The organism is Telluria sp. GW821-FHT07G12 (assembly GCF_059418525.1).
This window is the reverse complement of the sequence record NZ_JBWKQA010000011.1, coordinates 41,904-63,497: the sequence shown is the minus strand read 5'-3', so window position 1 is coordinate 63,497 and position 21,594 is coordinate 41,904. Positions and strand designations below refer to the sequence as shown.

The 21,594-nt window shown below is 67.2% G+C and carries 17 protein-coding genes; 10 read left to right on the top strand and 7 right to left on the bottom strand.

All coding sequences use genetic code 11. From position 1 onward, the window contains the following. Positions 1-18 precede the first annotated feature (18 nt). Positions 19-708, top strand: coding sequence for a LamG-like jellyroll fold domain-containing protein (locus AC07PE_RS26380; RefSeq protein WP_498770184.1), 690 nt, complete (start codon positions 19-21; stop codon positions 706-708). A 136-nt stretch (positions 709-844) separates the two neighbouring features. Here the strand turns inward: AC07PE_RS26380 and AC07PE_RS26375 are convergent, their stop codons facing one another. The 3 genes from AC07PE_RS26375 to AC07PE_RS26365 all read right to left on the bottom strand — a co-directional run bounded on the left by AC07PE_RS26375 (position 845) and on the right by AC07PE_RS26365 (position 5,604). Beyond that, the gene (locus tag AC07PE_RS26375) at positions 845-2,473 is read right to left on the bottom strand and encodes a M28 family peptidase (protein ID WP_498770182.1); all 1,629 of its coding nucleotides are present in this window, start codon (positions 2,471-2,473) and stop codon (positions 845-847) included. A 39-nt stretch (positions 2,474-2,512) separates the two neighbouring features. After that, entirely contained in the window at positions 2,513-4,858 is a 2,346-nt protein-coding gene (locus tag AC07PE_RS26370; RefSeq protein WP_498770180.1) for a M28 family peptidase, read from the bottom strand. Positions 4,859-4,935: 77 nt separating this feature from the next. Continuing rightward, complete coding sequence (locus AC07PE_RS26365) at positions 4,936-5,604, bottom strand: energy transducer TonB (RefSeq protein ID WP_498770178.1); 669 nt, start codon at positions 5,602-5,604, stop codon at positions 4,936-4,938. A 196-nt stretch (positions 5,605-5,800) separates the two neighbouring features. Between AC07PE_RS26365 and AC07PE_RS26360 the strand changes: the two genes are divergently transcribed. The 5 genes from AC07PE_RS26360 to AC07PE_RS26340 are packed head-to-tail and all read left to right on the top strand — an operon-like array spanning position 5,801 to position 12,335. Further along, positions 5,801-6,451, top strand: a complete 651-nt coding sequence (locus AC07PE_RS26360) for a response regulator (RefSeq protein ID WP_498770175.1) — start codon at positions 5,801-5,803, stop codon at positions 6,449-6,451. 5 nt (positions 6,452-6,456) lie between these two features. Next, on the top strand, positions 6,457-7,392 hold the full coding sequence (locus AC07PE_RS26355) for a hypothetical protein (RefSeq protein ID WP_498770173.1): 936 nt from the start codon (positions 6,457-6,459) through the stop codon (positions 7,390-7,392). After that, complete coding sequence (locus AC07PE_RS26350; protein ID WP_498770171.1) at positions 7,389-8,894, top strand: sensor histidine kinase; 1,506 nt, start codon at positions 7,389-7,391, stop codon at positions 8,892-8,894. Before AC07PE_RS26355 ends, AC07PE_RS26350 begins: the two co-directional genes overlap by 4 nt. A gap of 32 nt (positions 8,895-8,926) precedes the next feature. Then, positions 8,927-10,615: a M14 family zinc carboxypeptidase gene (locus AC07PE_RS26345; protein WP_498770169.1), complete on the top strand. Its 1,689-nt coding sequence runs from the start codon at positions 8,927-8,929 to the stop codon at positions 10,613-10,615. A gap of 22 nt (positions 10,616-10,637) precedes the next feature. Beyond that, on the top strand, positions 10,638-12,335 hold the full coding sequence (locus tag AC07PE_RS26340; RefSeq protein WP_498770167.1) for a PQQ-dependent sugar dehydrogenase: 1,698 nt from the start codon (positions 10,638-10,640) through the stop codon (positions 12,333-12,335). On the opposite strand, the gene AC07PE_RS26335 is transcribed toward AC07PE_RS26340, so the two are convergent. Continuing rightward, positions 12,332-13,291 carry a GlxA family transcriptional regulator gene (locus AC07PE_RS26335; RefSeq protein ID WP_498770165.1) on the bottom strand — a complete coding sequence of 320 codons (960 nt, stop codon included), beginning with the start codon at positions 13,289-13,291 and terminating at the stop codon, positions 12,332-12,334. The genes AC07PE_RS26340 and AC07PE_RS26335 overlap by 4 nt on opposite strands. Before the next feature lie 87 nt (positions 13,292-13,378). On the opposite strand from AC07PE_RS26335, the gene AC07PE_RS26330 reads away from it, so the two are divergent. Both AC07PE_RS26330 and AC07PE_RS26325 read left to right on the top strand, forming a co-directional pair. Then, positions 13,379-13,819, top strand: a complete 441-nt coding sequence (locus AC07PE_RS26330) for a thioesterase family protein (protein WP_498770163.1) — start codon at positions 13,379-13,381, stop codon at positions 13,817-13,819. After that, on the top strand, positions 13,816-14,607 hold the full coding sequence (locus AC07PE_RS26325) for an APH(3')-I family aminoglycoside O-phosphotransferase (protein WP_498770161.1): 792 nt from the start codon (positions 13,816-13,818) through the stop codon (positions 14,605-14,607). The genes AC07PE_RS26330 and AC07PE_RS26325 overlap by 4 nt, the downstream gene beginning before the upstream one ends. Before the next feature lie 10 nt (positions 14,608-14,617). Here AC07PE_RS26325 and AC07PE_RS26320 read toward each other — a convergent pair whose 3' ends face one another. The 3 genes from AC07PE_RS26320 to AC07PE_RS26310 all read right to left on the bottom strand — a co-directional run bounded on the left by AC07PE_RS26320 (position 14,618) and on the right by AC07PE_RS26310 (position 18,202). Beyond that, complete coding sequence (locus AC07PE_RS26320) at positions 14,618-16,429, bottom strand: DUF885 domain-containing protein (RefSeq protein ID WP_498770160.1); 1,812 nt, start codon at positions 16,427-16,429, stop codon at positions 14,618-14,620. A gap of 84 nt (positions 16,430-16,513) precedes the next feature. After that, positions 16,514-17,665 carry a branched-chain amino acid ABC transporter substrate-binding protein gene (locus tag AC07PE_RS26315; RefSeq protein WP_498770156.1) on the bottom strand — a complete coding sequence of 384 codons (1,152 nt, stop codon included), beginning with the start codon at positions 17,663-17,665 and terminating at the stop codon, positions 16,514-16,516. Positions 17,666-17,716: 51 nt separating this feature from the next. Beyond that, a complete protein-coding gene (locus AC07PE_RS26310) occupies positions 17,717-18,202 on the bottom strand; it encodes an Lrp/AsnC family transcriptional regulator (protein ID WP_498770154.1) in 486 nt (161 codons plus the stop codon). A 163-nt stretch (positions 18,203-18,365) separates the two neighbouring features. Here AC07PE_RS26310 and AC07PE_RS26305 point away from each other — a divergent pair, with 163 nt between their 5' ends. Continuing rightward, positions 18,366-20,456 (top strand): aminotransferase class V-fold PLP-dependent enzyme, encoded by a 2,091-nt coding sequence (locus AC07PE_RS26305; protein ID WP_498770152.1) that lies wholly within the window; start codon positions 18,366-18,368, stop codon positions 20,454-20,456. A gap of 157 nt (positions 20,457-20,613) precedes the next feature. Then, the gene (locus AC07PE_RS26300; protein WP_498770150.1) at positions 20,614-21,501 is read left to right on the top strand and encodes an outer envelope protein; all 888 of its coding nucleotides are present in this window, start codon (positions 20,614-20,616) and stop codon (positions 21,499-21,501) included. Positions 21,502-21,594: the final 93 nt, after the last annotated feature.

The following is a 21,594-nucleotide window of genomic DNA, read 5'->3' as shown; positions in this document are numbered from 1 at the left end:
AAACTCAGGAAAAATGACATGAAATTTCGCCATCTACTGGCCGTACTCGCGCTGTTCGCTGCTGTCGACAGCCATGCGGCACTGATCCACCAGTACGAGCTGAACGGCAGCCTGAAGGACCAGCTGGGCGGCCCGGACCTGGTGGCGAATGGCGGGACCCTGTCGCCCACTACTTACGCGTTCAAGGCCAACCAGGGCCTGCAGCTGCAAGAAAAGATCGGCGCCGTCTACTCGATCGACATGCTTTTCCATTTCGATTCGCTGGGATCGTGGCGCAAGATCGTCGACTTCAGCGACCTGAAAAACGACGCCGGTTTGTATGCCTGGGGCGGCGACCTGACCTTCTATAGCCTGTACTCGACCACAGGCAAGCTGACCGCGCTGACCGACACCCGCCTCACCCTGAGCCGCAGCGCCGACGCCATGCTGAACATCTACCAGGACGGCCAGCTGGTGATGTCGCGGAAGGACAGCTATCCGTACAGCGACCTGTCGAACACTTACCTGAATTTCTTCCGCGACGACCGCGGCGGCAGCGAAGCCGGGCCGGGCGCCGTCGACTTCATCCACATCTACGACAACGCGCTCAGCGCGGCCGAGGTGAGCCAGTTGGTCAATCCCAGCCAGGTGGCCGAGCCGGCCAGTGCGCTATTGATTTTCTGCGGTCTCGGGATGCTCGGCATCGCCAGGCGGCGCCGCCTGGTGTGAAGCGCGGCGTCATCAACAGAATGGTTTTTCTTTAGGACGAGAGAAGGGAGGCGTTATCGAGGTGATCAAAGACAGCTAGCTTGCACACAAAGACGGGTGTTCCCGCGCGGCTTTTCCGGGCTGCGCGGGAATTCTATTATTTGTCTGCTGCGCGGGCTTTCGCAAACTGGTCACCCGGACGCCAGGCCGGCATCGCCGGCGCATCGGCCACCATGCGGCCCAGGTTCAGCGTGTACTGCGCCTGCTGCACCATGCCGGACAGGTCCCAGTTCGGATCGTATTCGTCGCTGGCTTGGTGGTAGCGCGCGGAATAGGCCTTGCGCTTGGCGTCGCTGGCTTCCTTGTCCTTCACCCAGTCATGGCCGCCGCCGATCGAGAACGCCGGCACGCCGGCCTTGGCGAAGCTGAAGTGGTCGCTGCGGAAGTAGCCGCCGCTCAGGTCCGGATGCGCCGCCGCCACCGTCAGCTTCATCGCCTTGGCCGTGCTGGCGGCCGCCGCGCCCAGGGTGCTGCGTTCGCTGCCCTGCACGCCGATGTCCCTGACGGCGCCGACGAAGTTCAGGCTGTCCAGGTTGAGCGCGGCCGCCGTTTTATTCAGGGGCCACAGCGGACGGGCGGCATAGGCCGCGCTGCCCAGCAGGCCCTGTTCCTCGGCCGCCACCCACAGGAACATCTGGCTGCGCTTGGCCGGGTGGCGCACCGCCGCCTGGGCCATCGCCAGCAGGCCGGCGCTGCCCGAGGCATTGTCGACGGCGCCGTTGAAAATCGTATCGCCTTTGCTGGCATCGCCCTGCATGCCCAGGTGATCCCAGTGCGCGCTGTAGATCACCAGCTCGTCCTTCAGCTTCGGGTCCGTGCCCGGCACGATGCCGGCCACGTTGAACTGTTCCAGCGTGCGCACCGCGGCCTTGGCCTGTCCCTGCACGCGGGCGTTCAGCAGCACCGGCTTGAAGGATTTATCCTCTGCGGCGGCGCGCAGCTGGTCGAGGTCCTGGCCGCCCGCTGCGAACAGGGCGCGCGCGGCGGCATCCGTCATCCAGCCCTGCATGCCGGTGCCGAGATCGGCGTCGGCCAGCTGGAAACGCTCGGCGGTCCAGCTGTTCTGCACCACGCTCCAGCCGTACGAGGCCGAGGCGTCGGTGTGGATCAGCAGCACGCCGGCGGCGCCGCGGCGCGCGGCTTCTTCGAATTTATAGGTCCAGCGGCCGTAGTAGGTCAGGCCCTTGCCGTTGAAGCGCGCCGGTTCCGCGGCGGTCGGCGCCGGGTCGTTGACCAGCATGACCAGCAGCTTGCCTTTCACATCCTGGCCCTTGTAATCGTCCCAGCCGCCTTCTTCGGCTGCTTGAATACCGTAGCCGACGAACAGCAGTTCGGCGTCCATGTCGTGCACCGCTTTCGCATCGCCCGGCGCCCATACCCAGTCTTTCGCGAAGCTCAGCGCCAGCGGCTTCCCGCCGGCGACCAGGGCCACCGAACTTTCCTGCGGCTGCGCCTTCACACCGGCGATGCGCACGCTCTGGCGGTAGCTGCCCTGGTTTGCCGGCAGCAGGCCGGCGGCCAGGGCCTGGGTCTCGAGATAGCTAACCGTCAGCTCGCCGCCGCGCTGGCCGGTGCCGCGGCCTTCGAGCAGGTCCGAGGACAGGAAGGCCAGGTGGGCGCGCAGCGGCGCCTCTTGAACGACTGCGGGGGCAACTAGCTTGGCTGCGTGAGCGGAAAAGGCCAGCGCCAGGCTGGCGGCGATGGCCGTACGGACGATCTTGTGCATGGATTCCTGCCGGGTGAATGGATAGAGAGCGCGGCCATTCTAGCGGAATAAAAGCACGTCGGCGGAGATCGTGGTGGCGGTTTGCGGCAGCAGGCGCGGGAGCATGCCGGCGGGGCGCGGCGGCAGGTCGCGTTCGGGCAGACCGGGGATGCGTTCCTGGACGTAGACCATGAAGCCCGGCTCGCCGACCATGTCGAAGGCGAAGTGCAGGTCACGGTCCTGCATGCCGTGCAGGTCCAGCTTCCAGCCCCGGTGCCGGCTGTCGGTCAGCACGCGGCCGTTGACCGTGGTTCTCAAGGTATCCCCACCGACGATGCGCAGCACCAGCTCGGGCGCGCTGTTCTTCGAGCGCAGCCGGAATTCCACGTGCTTTCCCGCAGCGCTGTACTCGACCTTCTCGATGGTCAGGTCGGGGTAGGCGACGCTGTCGTCGCGCTTGGCCGCCGCGTACCACACCGGCGCGCCGTCGGGGCCGAACAGATAGGGCAGGCGGTAGGGATGCATGGTGTTGGGGAAGATCTCGCGGGTCCAGCTGTCCAGCGGCACCGGCGGATACATCCAGAAGGATTGCCAGGTCATGGTGTCCTTGTAATACACCAGCCGGTTCGGCTGCGGCAGCTCGGGCCACGCCGTGCCGCCGCGGTGGGCCAGCACCATGCAGGCGCACACGCCCAGCAGCAGCGGCCGCACCACCAGGCGCACGCCGACTTCCGCCAGCAGCGGGCCGCACAGGGCGGGCAGGCAGCAGGCCAGGACTGAGGGCAGCACCAGCCAGGTCGGCGACACGAACAGCAGGCTGTCGCGCGCCGCCGGCACGATCAACAGCGCGGCCGGCAGCGCGGCCAGCACCAGCACGATGCGCCTGCGCGCCGCCGCCCAGTGCTGCGCGCGGCGGCTGGACAGGATCAGCCAGGCTGCCTGGGCCGCCAGCAGCGGCCAGGCCAGCACATAGCTCGCGCCCGGCGCGAACCAGCTGGCGCCGAGCAGGGCGATCGTCAGCATGCACAGCGTGCCCAGCGTCGCGGCGCCGCCGCCGATCCGCCGCTGCAGGATGCGCTGCAGAAGGATGAACACGGACACCGGCAGCAGCGTGAAGGCGAGCAGTTGCCAGCGCACGCTGGCCGCCAGGCCAGGGCCATCGGCCAGCAGGCCGGCGTCGTAGCGCGGCGCCAGGCCGGGCAGGAATTCGCGCACCACCCAGGCGGCGGCGGTGGCCAAGGTCGCCACGGCAAGGCAGCCGAAGGCGCCATGCACGATGTCGGTGCCGTCGATGCCCTGGCGCCGGATGCCGGCACGGCAGGCGGCCACGCACAGCAGGCAGGCCAGCAGGCTGAGAGGCCAGATCGCCGGATACCCGTAGTGCAGCATGCCCAGGCCGGGCAGGGCGAAGAACACTTGGCCGCGCGCACCCGCTTCCGGCAGAGCCGCGCCGCCGAAGTGGCGCAGCAGGGCCAGCATAGTGTCGCCTTCGTGCTGCAGGCTGGCCTGGTCCAGGCGCTCAAGCACGTCCCAGGCGCCGCCGCCCAGCGGACCGGCGGTGGTGGCGAAGTGCAGCAGCGCCGGCCCGCTTTTTTCCCCGGCCATCAGCGCCGCGCCCTCGTAATGCGGCAGCCTGGCATACAGCTCGCCCATGAAGGATGAGCCCTGCGGATTCGGCGCCAGCGCCGACCAGGCGCCGACCGTAAAGCCGTCCGCGTGGTCGGCGCCGATCAGCTGCAGCGCGCCGCGGTTGCCGGGATTGTCGAAGCGCAGCGCGACCCTGGCGCGCTTTGCCCAAGGGTGCGACTGCATGAAGCCGCGCGTGCCCAGTGCCTGGCCGGCATCGCCGTCGGTGAACACCGCCAGCACATCGTTGTCGAGCGGCGGGCCGGCCTGCAGCACGCGCAGGCTTTCCAGCAAGGCCGCGCTGGAGGCGGCGCCGTCGGCCGCGCCCAGGCTGTCGCTGGCGGAATCGTAGTGGGCCAGCGCCAGCACCGCCGGCCTGGCGCCATGGCCGGCCACCATGCCCGGCTTCCTGACGACCACGTTATGGACTTCGGCCAGGGTCACGCGCACGTTGGCGGTGAGGTCGGAGGATGAGGTCCGCACCATCTCGGTCTGCACTTCCGGCGCCAGCCCGATCGCGCGCAGCTGGGCCAGCAGGTAGTCGCGCGCCTGCCGGTTCGGAAGACTGCCGGTCGGACGCGGCGCGCCTGCGATTGCCTGGATGTGGGCCCGGGCGCGCGCGGCGGAAAACCCGGCGGCGGCGGGCGCCTTGCTGGCAGCGGGCGGTTCGGGAAGATGGCGCGGCGCCAGCGCGAGCCAGGCCAGCAGCGCGCCGAGCAGGCATGCGGCGGCGAGACCCTGGTAGCCGGCGGCGCCGGGCAGGGCGGATTCGTGAGACATGAAAACTCCAGGCGAAAAAAAGCCCGCCAGGCTGAGAGGAGAGTGGCGGGCTGAAGGGAACGCGTTACATGGCGGGCTCAGTCGAGCTTCCAGACATAGGCCAGCTTGGCCCAGCCGGCTTGCGGTGCACCGTTGTTCATGGCCGGCTTGAACTTGCACAGGCTGAGCGCATTCAGGGCGGCGCGGTCCAGGACCCGCGAGCCGCTGCTCTGCTCCACACGCGCCGAGCTCACGCGGCCATCCGTACCGACCAGCAGGGCCAGGGTGGTGGTGCCGGTTTCGCCGTTGCGGGCCGCGCTGGCGGGGTAATCCGGCAGCGCGCAGCCATTGGCGTCGGCGAACACCGCGGACTGCATCTGGCCGGTGTTGGTGCTGGGCGTCGTCGCGGGCGGGCCCTCGACTGCGGGCTGGGCCGGCATGGCCGGCTGCGGCTGCGCCTCGGTCTGGACGGCGGCCTGGATTTGCGGCGGCACCGGCGGCGGCGCGACCTCGACTTCGACCTTCGGCACCACGATGTCCGGCGGGGCGATCTGCTGCATCGGCTTCGGCGGCTCGGGCGGAGGCGGCGGAGGAATCTGTTCCGGCTGGATCATCACCAGCACCTGATCTGGCAGGCTGGAAAGCGAAATATGCCGGGTATTCATGCTGTGGACGAACAGGGTGCCGACCACCACGTGCAAGCCGGCAATCAGCATGAACTTGCCGGCCTTGCTGCCATTGCCATTGTTCGAGTAAGAGAAATGCATGGCCATCCTCCTTTGTTGTTGTCCGGATAGAAGCTGTTTGGCTAATCCGTGGAATTAATATATGCTAGGAGCTAGCAATGTGTAAAGCTAATTCTTGGTAAATTTTCTTCCAGTCCTTGCGCTAGCCGGCTTCGTTGGTATTGCCGTACTTATATGGAATAATCACACCATTCACATACCAGAGAATGGTAAGCAGATGCATAAAGAACAAAAGCCGATCCGCGTGATGCTGGCGGACGACCACCCGATCGTGATGACCGGTTTCGCCATGTCGCTCGGGGCCCAGGGGATGGAAGTGGTGGGGCAGGCCAAGTCGCCCAGCGAGGCGGTGGCGATGTACGCCGAGCAAAAGCCCGACGTGGCGGTGCTGGACATCCGCTTCGGCACCGAGCTGACCGGCATGGACGCCGCCCAGAACATCCTCAAAACGGATCCGCAGGCGAAGATCGTGTTCCTCAGCCAGTTCGACCAGGACAGCCTGATCAAGGAAACCTATCGCATGGGCGCGCACGCCTTCGTGACCAAGGACTGCGACCCGGCCGACCTGGCCGAGGCGGTGCGCCAGGCGCATGTCGGCAAGCTGTACTTCCTGCCGCAGATCGCCGAGCGCCTGGCCAGCCTGGCGGTGCGCGGCGACGTCTCGCCGCAGTCGATGCTGGACGAGCGCAGCCTGGAGATATTCAGGCTGATGGCCGAGGGCCTGACCAACAACGAGATCGCCGAGCGCCTCAACCTGTCGACCAAGACGATCAGCAACATCAGCCAGTCGGTGAAGGAGAAGCTGGGCGTGCACCGCCAGGCCTACATCACCAAGCTGGCCGTGAAGCACGGCCTGATCGAGCCCTGAGGGACATGCGGAGGACGCTCGCAGCCATCGCCATCGCGGCCCTTGCACTTGGCCCGGCCGCGAGCGCCCATGCCGCCAAACCCATCCAGGACCCGGTCCAGGGCTTCCGCTTCCAGATCCTCACCGCCGACGACAGCACCGTGACCCGGCGCATCGCCGAGGATCTGTACAAGCGCCTGGTGCCGATCTTCTCCGCCTTCCGCACCGAGCTGGCCCAGCGCCGCCGCATGGTCTACGTGGCGATCGGCCCGGCCGCGCTGCGCGACGTGACGGCGCGGCGCTGCGACTGCGTGGTGATCTCCGCCTTCACCTCGAGCCAGGTCTACCGCGCCATCATGAGCAAGGCCGCGCATGGCGGCACGTCTCCGGCGGCCAGCACCGCTGTGTACGCGGAACCCGCGCCGGCTGACCAGCTGCACCTGGCCGCGCTGCTGTACCGCCGTCCGGTGCGCGTGGGCGCCATCCTCGGCCTCGATACCGCCTTCCTGCGCCCCGAGCTGGAGGCCGACAAGGTAGCGGTGCTGGAGGCCGGCAACGGCGAGGACATCAACCGCCTGCTGAACCAGATCGCCCAGACCGACGTGCTGCTGGCCCTGCCCGACAGCGCCATCTACAGCACCGAAAACATCCGCAACATCCTGCTCTCGACTTACCGCCACAAGCAGGGCGTGATCGGCTTTTCCGGCGACATGGTGAAGGCCGGCGCCCTGGCCACGACGTATTCCGAAATCGAGGACATCGACGCCCAGGTCGCCGAGATCGCCAGCGCCTACGTGGCCGGCGGCGAACTGGCGCCGCCGCAGTTCCCGCGCTACTTCCGCACCATCGTCAACGAGGGCGTGGCGCGCTCGCTCGACCTGCACGTCGGCGACGAGGTGCGCAGCTTCAGCCGCCTGCCCGCCGGCGCGCAAGCAGGCGCCAACGTGGCCCGCAGGCCATGAAGCGCTCCCTGTCCTTCTGGCGCGGCTGGAGCATCGGCCTGCGCATGGCCTTCATCACCATGCTGCCGGTGGTGCTGCTGTTCTCATCCTTCGTCTCGTATTCCTGGTATTCGCACCGCGCCCAGGTCGACGAGGAGCTGGCCGAACGCGGCCGCATCCTGGCGCGCGCGCTGGCCGAGACCAGCGAGTACAACGTCATCTCCGGCAACCTGTCCGACCTGCGCCTGACGATCAAGGGCCTGGTGCAGTCGGACCGCAGCGTCTACCGCATCGACGTGGTGGACGCTAATGGCAGCAATACCGTCAGCGTGGTCTCCGAGCACCCGATCTCGGCCGAGCCGCGCTACTACGAAGCGACGATCCGCAAGCAGGTGGTGTGGATCAACCTGTTCTCGGACAACGGCACGCCGCACGTCTCAGCCTCCAGCGACACCCGCCCGCCCACGTTCGCCCCCGAGGTGGTAGGGCGGGTGCGGGTGACGATGTCGCCGACCAGCATGGTGGCCAAGCAGCTGCGGCGCTTCCGCATCGAGCTGGCGATGGCGGCGCTGGCGCTGGTGGCGAGCGGCCTGCTCGCGTATATCCTGGCGCGCAGCCTGACGGTGCCGCTGCAGGAGGCGATCGCGGTGCTGCGCGCGATCCGCGGCGGCAACTACCGCGTCGAGCTGCCGGTCACCACCGGCGGCGAGGTCGGCGAGCTGCAGGCCTCGATCGGCGAGATGTCGGTGGCGCTGGACCGCTCCAAGCAGGATCTCGAGAACAAGGTGGCCGAGCGCACCCGCGACCTGCTGGAATCGCGCAACGAGGCGCTGCGCGCCGACGCCGACAAGCGCAAGCTGATCCAGAAGGTCAACAACATCATCGAGGACGAGAGGAAGAGCATCGCGGTCGAGATCCACGACGAGCTGAATGCCTCCCTGATTGCGGTGCGCCTGGAATCGCAGACCATCCAGCAGCTGGCGGCCAAGGCCGTGCCCGGCCCCGAAGTCGAGCAGATCGGGGCCAAGGCCCAGGCGATCACCAAGCTGGCGCTCGACCTGTACGCCAACGGCCGCCGCCTGGTGCGGCGCCTGCGCCCTGAAGTGCTGGACATGCTGGGCCTGCACGGCGCGGTGGAGGAGATGGTCAGCCATTACCGCTCCAGTTCCGGCATCGCCTTCGAATTCCACACCGAGGGCGATTTCTCGCGCCTGAACAACGAGCTGGCGATCTCCGCCTACCGCATCGTGCAGGAAGCGCTGTCGAACATCATGAAGCACGCGAACGCCGCCGCCGCCCACGTCAGCCTGGTGCTGTCCGAGGACGACGACGCCCTGCACATCGAGGTCGGCGACGATGGCGAGGGCTTCGATCCGGCCCTGGCCTCCGAGGGCATCGGCATCATCGGCATGCGCGAGCGCGTGTTCGCCGTCGGCGGCACGATCCAGGTGCGCTCCCAGCCGGGACGCGGCACCACGGTGGCGATCAAGCTGCCACTCAAGAACGATACTGCGGTATCGTAACGGTCTTCGCATCACCATCACACACGGTCACCATGTCCAATGAATTGAAGACGCCTTTCGAAAAGGGCAACCAGAACCAGACCACCACCTGGGCCGATTGCATCGCCTGGTACGAGGAACTCGCCAAGCGCCACCCACGCGTGCTGCGCTTCAGCCAGATCGGCACCTCGGATGCCGGCGTGCCGATCCACGCCGGCGTGATCAGCGCCGACGGCGTGTTCGACCGCTTCGAGATCAAGCGCGACCAGCGCCCGGTATTCTTCAACAATAACGGCATCCACCCGGGCGAGCCGGAAGGCGTGGACGCCTGCATGGCGCTGGTGCGCGACTTCTGCCAGGAGCCAGCGCGCCTGGCCGCGCTGGGACGCACGGTGTTCATCTTCATCCCGCTGTACAACGTCGACGGCGCCTTCAACCGCCAGAACACCTCGCGCGTGAACCAGGACGGCCCCGAGTCCTTCGGCTTCCGCGGCAACAGCCGCCACCTCGACCTGAACCGCGACTTCGTCAAGTGCGACACCCTGACGGCACGCGTGTTCAACGAGTTCTTCACGGCCTGGGACCCGGACGTGATGGTCGACACCCACACCTCGAACGGCGCCGACTACAGTTACACCATGACCCTGATCCAGACCCAGGCCGACAAGCTGGGCGGAGAACTGGGCGAATTCCTGCGCGGGACCATGCTGCCGGCCATGTACGCCGAGATGGACAAGCGCGGCTGGCCGACCTGCCCCTACGTGAACCCGGTCAAGGACAGCCCGGACGACGGCATTGCCGACTTCCTCGAGACGCCGCGCTTCTCGACCGGCTACGCGGCCCTGCACCACACGATCGGCTTCATGCCCGAGACCCACATGCTGAAGCCCTTCGCCGACCGCTATCACTCGATGCGCGCGCTGGTCGAGACGGCGCTCGATTTCACCGTCGCCAACGGCGAACGGATCGTGCAGCTGCGCCGCGCGGCCAAGGAGCAGGGCCGTACGCGCCGCGAGTGGCCGATCCACTGGGCGATGGACGAATCGAATCCGTCCAGCTTCCGCTTCAAGGGCTACGAAGCGAAATACAAGCCGAGCGTGCTGGGCGACTACCAGCGCCTGTGGTACGACCGCAGCGCGCCCTACGAGAAGGACATCGCCTACTACAACAGCTTCCCGGCCGACGTGGTCGTGTGGGCGCCGCGCGCCTACGTGGTGCCGCAGCAGTGGCGCGAAGCGATCGAGCGCCTGCAGTGGAACGGCGTGCGCATGGAGCGCGTTGAGCTTGAGCGTGAGCAGGAACTGGCCTGCTACCACGTCAAGTCCGTGAGCTCGCGCCCGAACGCCTACGAAGGCCACATGTTCCATGACGACGTGCAGCTGGAGCGCCGCTGCGCCACGGTCACCTTGCGCGCCGGCGACTACATCGTGCCGCTGGATCAGGACAATGCGCGCTACGCGGTCGAGATGCTGGAGCCGCTGGGCCACGACAGCTTCTTCCGCTGGGGCTTGTTCAACAGCGTGCTGGAAAAGAAGGAAGCATATTCGGACTATGTGTTCGAGGACGAAGCCGAGAAGCTGCTGCGCGAAGAACCGGAGCTGGCTGCGAAGTTCGCGGAGTGGAAGTCGGCCAACCCCTCGCTGCTGAAAGACCAGGGCGCGGTGCTGGACTTCGTCTTCGCCAACTGCGCGCGCTACCGCGAGCCGGAATGGCGCCGCTATCCGGTATTCATGATCGACTGAGCGTTTCGACAAGGAGAATAATATGCATCGCACCATCCTCGCCGTCCAGGTCGCCGCGCTGGCCTGGCTGGCCTCGAGCGCCGCGCAGGCCGCGCCCTCGGCCGGGCAGACCTACTTCGAGCGCAACTGCGCCAGCTGCCACACGGTCGACCCGAAGCTCGGTTCGCGCGCCGGTCCGGGCCTGTACAACGTGGTGGGCCGCAAGGCCGCCGCGGTGGCCGGCTACAACTACACCGACGCGCTCGTGAAAACCGGCGCCGCAGGTAAAACCTGGACCCGCGAGGAACTCGATGTCTTCCTGCGCGACCCGACCAAGGACGTGCCGGGCACCGCGATGCCGATCGGGATCGCCGATGCGAAGGCGCGCGGCGCCGTGATCGATTACCTGGCCTCGCAGAGCGGCAAGCCGGCCGCGCCCGCCGCCACTGCAGCCGCAGCCAAGTCGGCCGCCGGCGCTGAAAAAACCGGCGCCTGGCTTGATGACAAACCGGGCGACCTGCACCAGCTCAGCGCCGACAAGCTGGTCGCGCCTTTCGCCAGCGAGAGCGCCGGCAATGGTCCGAAGGTCGCCGCGCGCCCGGACGGCGCCATGCCGGCCGTGCCGAAAGGTTTCAAGGTCTCGACCTTCGCCGCGGACAGCGGCAAGGCGCGCTTTGCTCTGCGTGCGCCGAACGGCGACATCATCCTGGCCGACACGGGCAAGGGCCAGGTGAGCATCCTGCGCTCGAAGGATGGCGCCAGGAGCGACAGCGCGAGCGTGTTCGCCACCGGCCTGTCGCGGCCCTACGGCCTGGCGCTGTGGCCGTCCGGCGCGAATCCGAAATACCTGTACGTCGCCAACGTCAACTCGGTGGTGCGCTTCCCGTATGCGAACGGCGACCTGAAGGCGAAGGGCGAGCCGGAAACCATCGTCGAGAAGCTCAGCGACACCACCGGCGGCCACACCACCCGCACGCTGGCCTTCTCGAAGGACGACAAGACCCTGTTCGTGTCCGTGGGTTCGGCCACCAATATCGCCAGCGGCATCGGCAAGGAGCCGCCGCAGCCGCTGGCGCAGTGGGAGAAGGAACACGGCCTGGGCGGCGCCTGGGCCGAGGAAGCCGACCGCGCGACGGTGCTGGCCTTCGACGTGGACGGGAAAAGCCGCCGCAACTTCGCCAACGGCCTGCGCAACTGCGTCGGCATGCTCGTGCACCCGCAGACGGGCGACCTGTTCTGCAGCGTGAACGAGCGCGACGAACTGGGGGACAACCTGCCGCCCGACTACGTCACACGCGTGAAGCAGGGCGGCTTCTACGGCTGGCCGTGGTACTACCTGGGCGACCACGAAGACCCGCGCCTGAAGGGCATCCGCCCCGACCTGAAGGGCAAGGTGACCGTGCCCGATACGCTGATCCAGGCCCACTCGGCGCCGCTCGGCATGGTGGTCTACCAGGCCCCCGCCGGCGCGAAACACGCTTTCCCGAAAGAGTACGAAGGCGACATCTTCGTGGCCCTGCACGGTTCCTGGAACCGCGGCATCCGCACCGGCTATAAAGTCATCCGCGTGATGATGAAGAACGGTGTGCCGACCGGCCAGTACCAGGATTTCATGACCGGCATGGTGCTGAGCGACCGCGACGTCTGGGGGCGCCCGGCGGCGGTGACGGTGGCGCAGGATGGCGCGCTGCTGGTGGTCGACGATGCCGGCGGCGTGGTGTGGCGCGTGACACCGAATTAAGCGCCGCGTAGTTCGCGCACGCCTTTCCCCAATCGGCGCCGCAGCAAGGTCCGCAAGGTAGCGCCATCGCTGTAGCCGACGGCTGCGGCGATGCGCTCGACGCTGTCGGCGCCGGTGCGGATCAGGTGCACGGCCTGCTCGATGCGCAGGTCCTGCACATGCTCGAGCGGCGTCTTGCCCAGTACCTGCTGCAGGCGGCGCGCCAGCGTGCGCTTGCTGGTCGCCAGCGCCGCCGCCGCGTCTTCCAGCACGATTCTTTCGCCCAGCCGCGCCCGCGTCCAGCGGTCGAAGCGCTGCACCAGCGGGTCCGCATGCGCCAGGTGGTGGGTGATCGCATAGGCCGACTGGCTGGGGCGCTGGTCGACGATCAGGTAGCGCGCCACCAGCGCCGCCAGGTCGGGGCTGCGCTGGCGCACGATGTGCAGGGCCAGGTCCAGGTGGCTGAGCGCCGCGCCCGAGGTCAGGCAGCGCCCGCTGTCCACCACCATGCGCGAGGCGTCCAGCCGCACGGCCGGATAGCGCTCGCGGAACAGCGGCGCCAGCCACCAGGTCGTCGTTGCTTCCTCCCCGTCCAGCAGTCCGCTCTCGGCCAGCACGAAGGTCGAAATGCAGGCCGCCGCGGCATCCGCACCGTTTGCCGCGCTCTCTTTCATATACGCGATACCGTCGGCGACATCCGCCCGCGCCAGCGCCGGCAGCAGCAGTTCCGGGGTTTTGGTGCCCAGCGCCGGCAGCAGCACGGCGTCGGCCGGCGGCGCCTGTTCGATGCGCGTGACGGGGATGCCGAAGCCATGCGCGCTGCGCACCCGGGCGCGCACGCCGGCCAGCGTCACCTCGAAAGGCGGCGGCCCCTTGCGCTTCAGCCGCGCCAGTTCGTTGGCGGTGGCGAAGACGTCGAGCATGGCCGCAAGGCCGGTATCGAATACGCCGTCGAGCGCGAGGACGGTCAGGTGCATGGCAGGATCGCTATCGATGATGTCAATCGCGCCAGTATCGCCGCCGCTTCTTGCGCTGTAAAGTGCAGGGATGACAAGGAGGCAGCGATGTACGAACAAACGCTTTTCGCCAGCTGGGGCGACATGGATTTCAACGGCCACATGCGCAACACGGCCTATCTGGACAAGGCTGCCGACGTGCGCCTGATGTTCTTTGCGGAGCACGGCTTTCCGATGGCCGAGTTCGTGCGGCTGCGGCTTGGACCGGTGGTGATGAAGGACGAGGTGGAGTACTTCCGCGAAGTCCAGCTGCTGGACGAAGTGCCGGTGCGGCTGGAGCTGGCGGGTTTGTCGGCGGACGGCAGCCGCATGTGCATCCGCAACGAGTTCTATCGCCAGGGCGTGCTGGCGGCGCGCGTGACCTCGACGGCTGGCTGGTTCGACCTGGCTGCGCGCAAGCTTGTGGCGCCGCCGCCCTTGCTGCTGGCGGCCTTGCAGGGCAGTCCGCGGACGGCGGATTTCAAGGAACTGCCGGGGAGCCTGCGATGACGGACCTGAAGCTTGTACCGGCGAGTATTGCGGCCGCGCTGAGCGGCTACGAATGGGAACGCGACACCGTCGGCGAATCGGGCGGCGCCGTCCACCGCCTCCACGGCAAGGCCGGTGCGCCGGACCTGTTCCTGAAGCAGGGCAGGGGTGCCGTTGCCGATGAGGTCACCGATGAAATGGTGAGGCTGCGCTGGCTGGGCGGCTACCTGCCGGTGCCCGCGGTCCTGCAGTTCACCCGCACGGCGGATGAGGCCTGGCTGTTGATGACGGCCCTGCCTGGGGAGAGCGCTTACCGGATCCTGGAGAAACGGCCCGAGCGCCGCAGCGCTGTCGTCGGCGCCCTTGCACGCTTCCTGCGCCGGCTGCATGCGATCCCCACGAGCGAATGTCCTTTCACCAGCAACCATGCTTACCGGCTGGCCCATGCGCGGGCGCGGATCGACGCCGGCCTGGTCGACGAAGACGATTTCGATGAGGCGCGTGAAGGCTGGACGGCGCAGCAGGTGTGGGATGCCATGCAGGCGCTGCTGCCGCTGGCGCCCGATCCGGTCGTCACGCACGGCGACTATTCGCTCGACAACCTCTTGATCCGGGATGGAGAAGTGGTGGGCTGTATCGATGTCGGCCGGGCCGGAATCGCCGACCGCTACCAGGACCTGGCCATCATGTGGAACTGCCTGGGCGAGTTCGGCGCATCGCTCCAGGAGAGCTTCCTGGAGCAATACGGCGTTCTCGAGATGGACCGCGGCAAGCTGCAGTTCCACCTCATGCTGGACGAGCTATTTTAAGCCGGGCGGCTTATCTGGACTCGGCGATCCAGCGGTCGACCTTCTTCTCCAGCAGCTCCAAAGGCAGCGTGCCTTCGCCCAGCACGATCTCGTGGAACTTCGGCAGGCTGAATTTGCTGCCCAGCGCCGCTTCCGCGCGGCGGCGCAGTTCCTGGATCTTCAGCGAACCGATCTTGTAGCCCAGCGCCTGGCCCGGCCACACCATGTAGCGCTCGATCTGGGCGCGGGATTCGGCTTCGCTGTAGCCCAGCGTGTCGCTGAAGTAGGTGATCGCTTTCTCGCGCGACCAGCCCTTTTCATGCATGCCGGTGTCCACCACCAGGCGCGCGGCGCGCAGCATTTCGTCGTTCAGGTGGCCGAAGTAATCTTCCGGCTTGTCGAACAGGCCCATCTCCTTGCCGAGGGTTTCGGCGTACAGCGCCCAGCCTTCGGTGAAAGCATTGTTGCCGCCGAACTTGCGGAAGTTCGGCAGGTCCAGCTCCTGCATCAGGGCGATGTGGAAGTGGTGGCCCGGCTGGCCCTCGTGCAGGAACAGCGTGACCATGCCGGTGCTGCCGTACTGCGCCGGGTCGTTGACGACGGCCCAGAATACGCCGGGACGCGAACCGTCCACCGCCGGCGGCGTGTAGTGGTCGGATGCGGTGGCGCGCGACAGCTCGGGCTCGAGGCGGATGTCGAGCGGCGTCTTCGGACGCAGCGAGAACAGGGACGGCAGCGTGGTTTTCAGCTTGGCGTCCAGCTGGCGGTACACGGCGAGCACTTCCTGCTCGGTCTTGAAGGGCTTGTACTTCGCCTGCTGCGCGACCCAGGCGGGCAGGCCGGCGGCCGGGCCGTTGTAGCCCATCTGCGGGCCGATGCGGCCGTATTCACCCTGGATGCGCGCCACTTCCTTCAGGCCGATCTGGTGGATCTGCTCGGGTTGCAGATCGGTCGTGGTCTGGCTGGCCACGCGCACCTTGTACCACTCGGCGCCCTGCGGCAGGGCGTTCCAGCCGCTGCTGTCGCGGCAGGCCGGAATATATTCCTTCTCGAGGAAGTTCACCAGGCGCTGCAGGGCGGGGTTCAGCTTGCGCTCGATGGTCGCGCGGTAGGCAGCCGTCAGCTTCTTGCCGTCCGGCTGGGCAAACGAGGCCGGCATCTTTTTCGCCGGGGTGAAGTAAATGCTGTCGTCCGGCCTGGCGGCCACCAGCTGCTTGAACTGGGGCAGGGCCGACTGCATGACGGACTTCGGCTGCACCACGCCGCGCTTGACCCCTTCGCGCATGTTGGCGATGGCCTGGTCGATCCAGGGGCCGAGCTGGTCCAGGCGGCTCAGGTAAGCCTGGTAATCCTTCACCGTCGACAAGGGCTGGGCGCCTTCACCGCCGGCGTAGTTCGCGAGCATCACCGGCAGGCTGTCCATCTGGCTGAGCGGCAGCAGGTGCTCGGGGAAGGGCTCGAAGCGCAGGGCGGTGGTGAGCTCGTAGTCGAGGATGTCGTAGCTGGTCTGGTCGCGCTGCGGCAAGGCGTCACGCTTGATCGCGTGCAGGCGTTTCAGGTAATCCTTGTAGCGCGCGAACTGGGCGGCACGGTTCTTCGGTGCGATCGACATGCCGATCTGGTCGTTGAAGCGGCTGTCGCCGCTCTCGCCGGCCGAGACCGGGTCGAAGCGCGCCAGCGCGTCGTAGTATTCGTCGGCCAGCTTGTTCAGGCGCTTCGATTCGGCGCTGTCGGCGGTCTTCACGGCGGCCGGCCTGGCGGCCTTGGTGTCAGCGGCGCCGGCGGGTGCACAGGCGAGCATGGCGGCGCAGGCGATCGCGCCCAGCTTCAGGGTGTTTTTCATGTGAGGTTCTGTATTCGATAAAAACAAGGCGGCGACAAGGATACGCTTGTCGCCGCCTGGAGAGCCAGTCTTTACGACGGCCTATTAATAGCTGGCGAGCGGCGACAAGGCGCCGTTCTTGAACGTATACACCGTCACCGCGGTCTTTTTCAGGTTCCCGCCGGCGTCATAGCCATAGGTGCCGGCCACGCCCTGGTAGTTCATCGTGTGCAGGGCCTTGCTGACGGCGGCCGCATCGACCGTGTTCGCGTTCTTGATGGCCTGGGCGATGAACATGGTCTGGTCGTAGAAAGCCGGCGCGTAGACGTCGGGGTCGCGCTGGAAGCGCTGTTTGTAGCGCGTCTTGAAGGCCGGGCCGCCCGGCTGCTTGTCGAGCATGGCGCCGGCCTGGGCGCACAGCACGTTGTCGCCGACGGCATCGCCGCCCAGCTTGGCCATCTCCGGGCTGCACAGGGTGTCGCCGCCGAGCAGGCGCACGTTGGCCAAGCCGAGCTGCTTCATCTGGCGCGCCATCGGCGCTCCCTGCGGCGCGTAACCGCCGAAGAAGATCGCATCGACCTTTTTCGCGCGGAAGGCAGTCAGGATGGCGGCGAAGTCGCTGGCCTTGTCGTTGGTGAATTCGCGGCCGGCCACGTTCAGGCCGGAGGCGCGCGCCTGCCTGGCGAATTCCTCGGCGATGCCCTGGCCGAAGGCGGTGCGGTCGTCGATCACGCCGACTGTCTTGATCTTGAGTTCCTTCGCCGCGTAGGCCGCCATCGAACCGCCGACCTGGTTGTCGCTGGCGACGATGCGGAACACGTGCGGGTAGCGCGACTGCGTGATCTTGGGATTGGTGCCGACCGTGGACATCAGGATGCCGGCATCGTTGTACACGCGCGAAGCGGGAATCGCGACGCCCGAGTTGTAGGGGCCCAGCACGAACTTGACGCCGGCGTCGGCGAACTTCTGGGCCACGTTCACGCCGGCTTTCGGGTCGCCCTGGTCGTCTTCGGACATCAGCTCGAACCGCAGGGTCTTGCCGCCCGCCTTGAGCTTTTGCGCGTTGAGTTCTTCGACCGCCAGCCGCACGCCGTTCTCGTTGTCCTTGCCGGCAAACGCGTTCGCGCCCGACAGCGGGCCGCTCACGCCGATGCGCACGACCTGGTCCTGGGCCTGGGCGGAAGCGCTGAATGTGGCCAGGGCGGCCGCCAGCGAGGCGGCCAGCGCCAGCGGCGCAATCTTGAAAATCGATGGCATTTACTTCGTCTCCGTTATGTCCTAACGGGCGCCATCATCGCACGAATTATTTCAGGCAGCGAGCCCGTGCGAGATCAGTTCCAGCGGCAGCGCGGTGGTGCACTTGATCTGCTCCATCGAGAAGGCCGAGGAGACGCCGGCCAGCTGGGCGGTCTTGATCAGCTTCTTGTAGAAGCGGTCGTAGCCTTCGATGTCGGTGGTGACCACCTTCAGCAGGTAGTCGACGTCGCCGCTCATGCGGTGGAATTCGAGCACTTCGGGCAGGGAAATCACGGCGGAGGCGAAGCGCTCCAGCCATTTTTCGTCGTGCTCCTTGGCGCGCACGCTGACGAAGACCGTGACCGGCAGGCCGACCTTGTTGCGGTTGACGATGCTGACCCGGCTCTCGATGTAGCCCTCTTCCTCCAGGCGTTTGACCCGCTTCCAGCACGGGGTGCTGGACAAGCCGACTTTTTCGCTCAGCCCGGAAATCGACAGGGTAGCGTCCGCTTGCAGGGCGGCAAGAATCGCGCAATCGTACTTGTCGAGTGAGTTCATTTTATTTATGCAGTAAGAATGAGAATGCCAGTTCTTCTTTGAAGCGAAAACAAAGGAATTTTAGTACATCTTAACCTGCGTCAGTCCGTAACATATTACTCAAGTATGGCGGCTTGTGCGCATATTATTTTTTGTTTTTAGCAATTTTTTCGGCATTTAATTCATGAGTCACGATCTCTACCTCGACGCCAACGCCACCTCACCGGTACTGCCGGCAGCGGCAAGCGCCGCGCTCGAGGCGATGCAGGCCTGCTTCGGCAACCCGAGCAGCAGCCATGCGACCGGCCTGCGGGCCAAGGCCACCCTCGACGATGTGCGGGCGCGCGCGCGGCGCGTGCTGGGCGCGGCGACCGGCCGGGTGATGTTCACGAGCGGCGCCACCGAGGGCATCCAGACCGCGGTGCTGTCGGCGCTGTGCGCGGTGCGCGAACGCCGCGCCGCGGGCCTGGATGCCGGCGACCTGCTGATCTACGGCGCCACCGAGCACAAGGCGGTGTCGGAAAGCCTGGCGCACTGGAACCGCCTGCTGGGCACGGACCTGACCCTGTGCGCGCTGCCGGTCGAAGGCGCCGGCCGCCATCGCCTGGACCTGCTGCGCGAACTCGCGCCGCGCGCGGCGCTGGTCTGCACCATGGCCGCCAACAACGAAACCGGGGTGATCTCGGACCTGGACGGCATCTCCAGCGTGCTGCGCGAGCGCGCCCCGCATGCCTACTGGATGGTCGACTGCGTGCAGGCCCTCGGCAAGCTGCCGCTCGATCTTGCCAGCTCGCGCATCGACTACGCGCCCTTCTCCGGCCACAAGCTGTACGCGCCGAAGGGCATCGGCATGCTGTACGTGCGTGAGGGCGCGCCCTACACGCCGCTGATGATCGGCGGCGGCCAGGAAGCGGGCCAGCGCTCGGGCACCGAGAACATGGCCGGTATCGCGGCGCTGGGCGCCGTCCTGGAAGCGCTGGAGGAGGGCGGTACCTTCCGCAGCCACGCCGAGCTGGCCGCGATGCGCGCGCGCGTGGCGGCGGCGCTGGACGAAGCCTTCCCCGGCATCGTGTACAACGCACCCTTCGAACTGGCGCTGCCGACCACCCTGAACTTCGCGGTGCCGGACATGGCCAGCAAGGAGCTGCTCGACCTGTTCGACGCCGCCGGCGTGCGCGTCAGCGCGGGCTCGGCCTGCTCGGCGGCGAAGGCCGCGCCCAGCTACGTGCTGGAGGCGATGGGCTTGCCGCGCTGGCGTACCAGCGGCGCCGTGCGCATGTCCTTCGGCCCGCTGGCGACCGACGCCTTCATCGATGAAGCCTGTGCGCGGATCCGCCGCTGCGGCCAGGCGGCGCGGCAGCCGGCGCTGGCGGCCTCGAAACTCAGCGGCGACAAGCGCGGCCTGCTGCAGGTCAGCAGCGAAGGACGCCATGGCTGGATCCTGTTCGACCTCGACGCCAGCACCTGCGTGGCGATCGACCCGCCGGCCGGCATGGCGGCGCGGCTCGCGGCCCAGGTCCGGGAAAGCGGCCTGCGCATGCTGGCCGTGCTGGGTACCGGCATCGATGCGGCCGGCCTTGATGCCCGCGCCACGCTGCGCGCGGCCCTCGGCCTGGATGCCGGCGAACAGGGTACGCTCGGCTGGCCGCGCGATGGCGGCATGGTGACGCTGGCCGACGGCAGTGCGGCGCCGGCGATCGAGATCGGCGAGGAGGTGCTGGCGCGGCTCCCGGACAGCGATGGCAGCGGCGCCGCCTACCTGCTGGGCCGCGCGCATGAAGGCCGGCTGGAGGCCGCCGCGGTGCGCCTTGCCTTCATCGGCGGGACCGTCATGGCGGATGCCGATGCGCAGGGCCTGGCGCGCCTGATCGATGGCGGCACGGTGCTGTGCCATGGCCTCGATATCGGCGGCGCGCCCTGCACCACGGCGGAAGGTGTGAAGAACGCGGCGCAGAAGCCGGCGGAAGTGCAGCAGCTGCGGCCGGAGGGACTGGACGACTTCCTGCGCACGCACGCGGATGCGTTGCTGGTCGACGTGCGCGAAGCCTGCGAGCTGGAAGCGGGAGGCATGCGCCTGTGCGGCCGCGAGGCGCAGGCGCTGCCGCTGTCGCGCCTGGCCGAGCATCTGGGCCAGCTGCTGGCGGCACAGCGTCCGCTGGTGTTCGTCTGCCGCAGCGGCAACCGCAGCGCGCGGGCGGCCTTGTGCCTGCAGCGTCTCGGCCATCCGCAGGCCTGGAGCCTGGCCGGCGGTCTCGCGCTGGCCCAGCGTCCCTGACGCCCGGCGCTTATTTATCCAGGATCGTCGCCTGCCGCGCTTCTCGCCGGCAGGTCTTTGCGCGCACGCGACAAGCGCTCGCCGGCTGTGGCGGCTTCCCGCTACACTAGCCTTATCTCAGCATACGATCGCCTCGATAAATTACATAGGAAAAAAGATGAGCGAACGCACCAAAGCCGCGGCCCTGGCCGCCCTTGGATTCCTGGCCTTCGCCGCCGGCGCCGCGCCCTCCGCCAGCGCCGCCGACTGGAGCGACACGGCCATCAGCTGGCGCTACGGACAGCGCTTCCGCGAGCCCTACAACCCGGCCGACATCAAGAAGCATATCTTCGCGCTGACCCACGCCAGCGGCTACAAGTACGGCTCGAACTACTTCAATGCCGACCTGCTGCAGTCGGACAGCAATGATCCCGGCTCGCTGAACCAGACCGACGGCGCCCAGGAAGCCTATATCGTCTACCGCCACACGCTCGACATCGGCGCGCTGCGCGGCGCCCCCATCGCCTATGGCCCCGTGAAGGGCCTGGGCCTGGTGCTGGGCTTCGACTGGAATACCAAGAACGACGTCGGCTACAACTCGCGCAAGCGCATGCTGGTGGCCGGGCCGACGCTGATGTGGGACGTGCCGGGCTTCCTCAGCACCGGCGTCCTGCTGCTCCGCGAGAGCAATGCGCCGAGCGGCGCCTTCCCGCCGATCTCCGAGGTGCGCAGCCGCTACACCTACGACTATCACCCGATGTTCTCGGCCAGCTGGGGCATTCCGGTGCCGGATGCATGGATGCCAGGCTGGTCCTTCGAAGGCTACCTGAACTACATCGCCGCCAAGGGCCGCGACGAAGTCGGCAACCCGACTGGCGCCGAGACCAACCTCGACATGCAGCTGATGTACGACATCGGCAGCCGCTTCGGCCAGCCGAAGAACCGCTTCCGCGTCGGTCTGGAATATCAGTTCTGGAACAACAAATTCGGCAACACGGCGGCCACCACCGGCAACCGCGGGCAGCGCGCCAGCACACCCATGGTGCGTGCCGAGTATCATTTTTGACAAGCCTTTATTTTTGTCAATTAAATAATAACAATTTCACATCGGTATGATCCGGTGATCAAGATGAGGGAGTGATGCAATTGCAAAAATTGC